The sequence below is a fragment of the Flavobacterium sp. genome (assembly GCF_040382755.1).
Lineage (GTDB): Bacteria > Bacteroidota > Bacteroidia > Flavobacteriales > Flavobacteriaceae > Flavobacterium.
This window is the reverse complement of the sequence record NZ_JBEIET010000015.1, coordinates 24,123-30,566: the sequence shown is the minus strand read 5'-3', so window position 1 is coordinate 30,566 and position 6,444 is coordinate 24,123. Positions and strand designations below refer to the sequence as shown.

At 29.2% G+C, this 6,444-nt stretch carries 6 protein-coding genes; all 6 read right to left on the bottom strand.

All coding sequences use genetic code 11. From position 1 onward, the window contains the following. The coding region (locus ABWO04_RS03025) for an acyl-CoA dehydrogenase family protein (RefSeq protein ID WP_353077190.1) at positions 1 to 593 on the bottom strand (593 nt) is incomplete at its 3' end. A gap of 24 nt (positions 594 to 617) precedes the next feature. Beyond that, entirely contained in the window at positions 618 to 1,496 is an 879-nt protein-coding gene (locus tag ABWO04_RS03020; RefSeq protein WP_353077188.1) for a ComEA family DNA-binding protein, read from the bottom strand. Positions 1,497 to 1,505: 9 nt separating this feature from the next. Next, positions 1,506 to 1,724 carry a PspC domain-containing protein gene (locus ABWO04_RS03015; protein ID WP_291241161.1) on the bottom strand — a complete coding sequence of 73 codons (219 nt, stop codon included), beginning with the start codon at positions 1,722 to 1,724 and terminating at the stop codon, positions 1,506 to 1,508. 33 nt (positions 1,725 to 1,757) lie between these two features. Next, entirely contained in the window at positions 1,758 to 3,026 is a 1,269-nt protein-coding gene (locus tag ABWO04_RS03010; RefSeq protein WP_353077186.1) for a DUF2851 family protein, read from the bottom strand. Between the two features lie 95 nt (positions 3,027 to 3,121). Further along, entirely contained in the window at positions 3,122 to 4,483 is a 1,362-nt protein-coding gene (locus ABWO04_RS03005) for a pyridoxal-phosphate dependent enzyme (protein WP_353077184.1), read from the bottom strand. A 76-nt stretch (positions 4,484 to 4,559) separates the two neighbouring features. Beyond that, a complete protein-coding gene (locus ABWO04_RS03000) occupies positions 4,560 to 6,428 on the bottom strand; it encodes a putative porin (protein WP_353077183.1) in 1,869 nt (622 codons plus the stop codon). Between the last annotated feature and the right edge of the window lie 16 nt (positions 6,429 to 6,444).

Below are 6,444 nucleotides of genomic sequence, written 5' to 3'. Positions count from 1 at the left end.
GTTGCAGAAATTCCTTTTAAATTGGTATCTACTAAAAAAATACTAATTCCTTTATTTCCAAGTTCTGGATTTGTTTTTGCAGCTACTATATAATAATCCGCATACACACCATTTGTAATAAATGTTTTTGAACCGTTAATAATAAATTTATCACCTTGTTTTACAGCCGTAGTTCGCATACCTGCAACATCGCTCCCACCAAAAGGTTCGGTTACGCAAAGTGCACCTATTTTTTCACCTAATATACTTGGTGCTAAATAATTTTGTTTAATAGCTTCACTTCCTTCTGCGTTTAAATGCGTCATTGCTAAATAAGCGTGTGCCCACATAGCTGCAGCAAAACCAGAAGATTTAATTTTTTGAAGCTCTTCTAAAAACACAACGGTATAAAACAAATCTAAGTTTAATCCACCATAAGCTTCAGGATAATTAATTCCGAAAAAGCCCATTTCACCAAATTTTTTCCAAATAAAGCGTTCAATTGTACCTGTTTTTTCCCATTTTTCAATATGAGGCACTACTTCTTTTTGTAAAAAATCTTGTAAACTTTTTCTAAACAATTCGTGTTCTTCTGTAAAATATAATGAATTCATGAATTCGATTTTGTTAATTTGTTTTTAGAATTCCAAATATAAGGCTATTATTTTTAATTTTTCAAGTGGAAATTGCTTAACATTTGTTAAATCTTCACTGCTTTTAAAATCGCCATTCATACTTCTAAAAGTAACTATATTCTTAGCTACAGTGTAATTAAAGTATGGAAATTGTTGTAATTCTTTTATGGTAGAAGTGTTAATATTTATCTTTTTTAAGTTTTCTGAAGATCTAATTTGGAATTTTTTATTCAAATCCGCAATTGCTTCAGGCGAAATTCCCCAAATAAAACCTAATTGTTCCATTGAAGCAAAACTTCCGAATTTATCCCTTTCAGATATTATTTTAAATGCTAATTTTTCTCCAATCATATACGCTTTTTCTAATTCAGCTTGATTGGCTATATTTAAATCTTGTACTACAATTTTAGTTTCTTTTTTATCAAATTTTTGATACGTATTATCATAATTTGTTTGATAATTATTAGCTGTTCTATTGGTTACCCAATCTGGAAATTTAAAATATGGCGCATACTGTTTCATCCATTCATTTGAAACACCTGTTAATTTCTGAAATTCTGCATTTGAATTCACATATTTATTTTGCTTTCTAAACTGATGCAATTTATCAATTTGCGTTTCTGACATTCCTAACTTATATCCTTTATAATCTGAAATAAAATTAGGGTTAAATGGATAAATTTTATTTGAGTTTTCTTGAGCTGCTTCTTTTAAACTATCAATTTCATTTTGAGCTAAAAGCCAATTTTTTTCTTCTGGAGTTAAATCCAAAGAAGTTGTATCCTTTTGATTATTAAACCAATAAATAAATAGTTGTAACAACCCAATGCTACAAATCAAAATTGCAATTCCGAAATAATGTCCTTTAGAAAATCGTAACATAGCTTACTGTTATAAATCAAAAACCGAACTTCGTTTGGTGTAAATTAAATCTTTAAGTTTATATATAAAAGCTAAAGTTAAATAAAAGCCAAATCCTAAACCTACTGTAATAAAAGATATATACACGAAAAATAAACGCACTTGAGTGGCACGCATCCCTAATCTGTCCGCTAAACGAGAAGCTACAAAAAATCCGTTTTTTTCGAAAAAATGAAGTAAGTTATACATATATACGATTAAACATTTAAAGCATAAAGATACTTAGTTTTTTAACAATTGCAAACCTACAGCGCAGTTAAGGCATTTATTTTTATTACAATATTCGTTTTTAAGCTCTAATAATGATTGCGATTGAAAAGCATTAACTGATTTTACATTATAAACTGAGAATTTCTCGAGAATAGCATTTTTCTCTGAAGGTATGGATTCTAAAAGTGAAATTAATTCTTCAATATTTAATTTACCTTGATGTTTAGCATAACAAAACTTTATAGGAATTACAGTATTAATTAGTATCAAATCGATAAATGGAGTGGTTAAACCTTTACTTTTTGTTTTACTTATTTTTGAAAAATTATAATGACTTTTCCAATATTCTGATGTTTCACTTTTTAATAATTGTTTGATTTGGGCATAGGAATTAGCTTGAATTAGTTGAGAAAACAAATTTTGGTTATTCGCTATTAAATTTGCAAATTGTGACAAACGTATTGTTGGAAAATTGTCAGGACGAAGTTTAAAAAATTGTGGATGCAAACCAAATTCTGATTCTAAATTGTATTTTATTTTGAGATAGCTCCAGTTTGATGCCAATTTTATGTGATATTCATCTTCAATAGGTTCATTTAATAAATTTAATTTGCCAAAAAATAAGGCTTCCAAATTTTCAACATCATAACTTTCTTTTCTAATTAACGAAAAAGGAATAGATTGAGCCAATTGCAAAAAGCACTCACCATTTGTATTCAGACCAAAATTTTTGGATAACATTTCGAAAAAAACGGCTTCCCAATTCGTATTAGTTTCTACTAATCGCTTATCAATGATTTCAGATTTTCTTTCTAATCTATTTATAAACAAACTTTCCAACCAATTGTTCCAAACAAACGAATCAATTTCTGCGATTTGGTTTTCGCAATTTATCCAAGATTTGGAAGTTAGTAGCGATTTGTACTTGTTTATTTCAGAAAGTGGGACGTATTTTTTTAATTCTAAAGTTGGAATTTCAGAATTGTCTTTTCTAAAAATAGGCGTATCATTTTCCCAAACCACGTGAAGAATTACGTTTTCATAATTAGCATCTTTCTCGTGATTGTGCAAATACCAATCGGAAGATTTAACGTGAATTTCAATATTTCCAGCCCATTTTTGCTGATTGATAGAAATTTGCGCGTTAAAAATATCAGGACCCGCATTTTGTAAATACTGTCCAAAATGATTGATTTCTAATTTTTCGTTAAGATGTGTTTTGAGTTGGGTAAATGGTAGTTTCTTATTTACCCATAAATAATGGAGAAATTCTTCTTGCATGGCGTGTACTTTTTAATTTAGCTTATATATAAAACAAATATAAAAAAAACGGATAACATATTGCCATCCGTTTTAAAAATATTTATTTAGATTTTCTATTTAATAGAACTAATAATATCGTGTTTTGTAATGATATGATGTTTTCCGTTTCCTAAATCTACCAAAACCGCTTGATTGTCTTTATTGATTAGTTTAGACACTTCATCTATAGAAGCCGACGCCAATACAACTGGAAAGGGTTTTCCCATAACCTCTTTAATAGGCAAATCAGCTATGTCTTTGTTTTCAAAATAGCTTCTAAACAAATCTGATTCATCTAAACTTCCTACAAAACCAGTCGTATCAATTACAGGAATTTGAGAAATTTTGTATTTTTTTAATCTTTCTATAGCATGAGAAACCAATTCTTCTGTTCTAACAACAATTAAAGGTTTGTCTTTATGGTCTTTAATTAAATCTTCTGCTTTAGTGATTTCTTCTTCCAAAAATCCGCGTTCACGCATCCATTCGTCATTGTACATTTTACCAACATATCGACTTCCAGAATCGTGAAACAAAACAACCACAACGTCATCTGGTTTAAAATGTTCTTTCAATTGTAACACACCTTTTATAGCGGCACCAGCAGAGTTTCCACAAAAAATACCTTCTTCTAAAGCTAATTTTCGAGTGTAAACAGCCGCATCTTTATCAGTAACTTTTGTAAATCCGTCTATTAAAGAAAAATCTACATTTAATGGTAAGATATCTTCACCAATTCCTTCTGTGATGTACGAATATATTTCGTTTTCATCAAAAATACCTGTTTCGTGGTATTTTTTAAAGACAGATCCATATGTATCAATTCCCCAAATTTTTATATTCGGATTTTGTTCTTTTAAATATTTAGCCACTCCAGAAATCGTTCCGCCAGTTCCTACTCCAACCACAAAATGCGTGATTTTACCTTCTGTTTGTTTCCAAATTTCAGGCCCAGTTTGTTCATAGTGCGCAGTAGCATTACTTGGGTTGTCATATTGATTTACATACCAAGAATTTGGAATTTCATCACCTAATCGTTTTGAAACGGAATAATATGAACGTGGATCTGTAGGTTCTACATCTGTAGGACACACGATAACTTTTGCGCCTACTGCACGTAAAATATCTGACTTCTCTTTTGACTGCTTGTCCGAAATTACAAAAATACATTTATACCCTTTAACAATAGCTGCTAAAGCCAAACCCATTCCTGTATTTCCAGAAGTTCCTTCAATGATGGTTCCGCCAGGTTTTAATCGACCATCTGCTTCAGCATCCTCCACCATTTTTAACGCCATTCTGTCTTTAACAGAATTTCCTGGGTTAAATGTTTCCAACTTCCCAAGAACCAAACAAGGCAATTCAGCTGTAATTTTATTAATTTTTACAATTGGCGTATTACCAATAGTTTCTAATATATTTTTAACGTATTTCATATTATTATTTTGTGATGACAAAGTTACATGTTCTTGTATGATTTACAAAAAATATCTTCAATTGGTCGATTTTGTACTATTTAAAGAAATTCCATTCTAATCCGAAACGAATGTGAAAGTCTCTAAATGGTGAACTTGGCGTGTTAAAATAATTTACTTTATTAGTAAACAAAGCATTAAAATGTTCTGCTTTAAGGTAAATTCTACATTGTTGTACACGAGCATTTACAAAGAAATCTAAAACAGGAAAACCTCCGACTTTTGTCTGATCTTGTACATAAAATTCACCTAAAACACCAAAATAATCATTAGCATAATACTTACTAAAGTAGTTTGCAGTAATACCCGTTTGCAACAACATGGCTTTCTTAAATACCGATTTGGTATAATACAATGTGTTTCGTAAAACAATATTTGGCAAATTTAAAATTTTAGCATCTTGTTGTACTTCTTGAAGTTTTACTCTGTTATCTAAGGACCAATTTCTGAATTTAATTTCCTTAGCGATTTCAGCACTAACATATTGAATAGATTTATTGTATTGAAATGGTTTTACATCCAAGCTATCCAATCGTTGTGTTGTGTTGTAAAAATACAAATGATCATTAATATTAGATATTTGAATTGTAGCATCTACCCATTTATTTTTAGTTTCCACTTTAATAGAACTAATTTTTTCATTTTTAAAAGGCGAATTCCAATTATAATTATCATAATCACTTTTATGAAAAACAAAAATATTATCTGGAATTTTGCTGACTTGTTGAGCTGATATTTTTACAAAATTATCATTTGAAAATGAATACTTGGCAAAAGCTTCAAAATTTGATGCCGGCTGATTGGAAATGGCATTTTGTGCTAAAATATTAAAATTCCATTTGTTTTTATCAAATTCGTATTGACCACCTATTGAAGTTACGCGATTGTGTAAGTTGTATTTGTCATTTGCATTGAAAACAATATTATCTGGAATAACATAAAATTGATTATACGAATAATTATCAATAAAAAAATTAAGTTCGCCTAACGTTTTGGTTTTAAAACTAACGCCAACTTTATTGTAAAATACATCAAAACGGGTTTTATTATTTATAGATGATGAAATTGCAGTACCTAGCCGATCACTTTTTGTATCTTGTAAATATTCGTAAAACTTATTTTCGTAATACGTTTGATGTTTAATTACAAAAGAATTACCCGTTGAAAATTGGTACGATTGATCTAAAAAATAGCGGTTTCCTTTTAATTTGGAAGAAGCATCATTAAAATAAACATCTACACGTTCTCGTTGACTAAAAGAAGGGTTTGTTCCATCCAATTGTTCAATTGTTTTAATACCACCATTTTCTTGATTAAAAATATCTTGACCAATGAAATTAGCTTTTAAAAAATATTTTTTATTTAAAGAATGATAATTTGTAATAAATCTAAAATGCCCAGAACTTGTAAGATTATTAAAATAATCCCCAACAGAACGAATTGATTTATAAGCAATCGTAAAATTTAAATTTGGTTTGGTATTTACAGATAATAAGGCATCTAAACTTTGCCCTTGACGCATAACAGTTTTGAAATAGATATCCGTTAAAGGAGTTGGCACAGAATAATAATAAATATCATTTGTATTTAAATAAGCAACGTGTTTCGCATTAAAACCAAATTGAGGCAAAGTACTAATAACTTTTTTTGAAAAATCTAATTGATTGTATAAATACCCTTCATTTGAAAAGGAGAATAACCCAAAATTATCTTTTCTTAAGTAATTGTATTTGTATTCATCTTGTATCGTCAAAGACGTATCAATATAAACGGTATCTTTTTGAGTATTGAAGGTTTTATATAGTTTAATATCTGCTTTTAATTCTTCAACTTTAGTAGTATCTGGTTCTTGCGAATACAAAGAAAACGACAAAGCAAAAAACAATATAATAAGTAAGTTTCTCATTTTTACAATTTAAAGG

Excerpts from the sequence above, each read along its gene's own strand:
- ABWO04_RS03015 (WP_291241161.1), bottom strand. The coding sequence starts at position 1,724 with ATGTATAACTTACTTCATTTTTTCGAAAAAAACGGATTTTTTGTAGCT.
- ABWO04_RS03000 (WP_353077183.1), bottom strand. The coding sequence starts at position 6,428 with ATGAGAAACTTACTTATTATATTGTTTTTTGCTTTGTCGTTTTCTTTG.
- ABWO04_RS03005 (WP_353077184.1), bottom strand. The coding sequence starts at position 4,483 with ATGAAATACGTTAAAAATATATTAGAAACTATTGGTAATACGCCAATT.
- ABWO04_RS03020 (WP_353077188.1), bottom strand. The coding sequence starts at position 1,496 with ATGTTACGATTTTCTAAAGGACATTATTTCGGAATTGCAATTTTGATT.
- ABWO04_RS03010 (WP_353077186.1), bottom strand. The coding sequence starts at position 3,026 with ATGCAAGAAGAATTTCTCCATTATTTATGGGTAAATAAGAAACTACCA.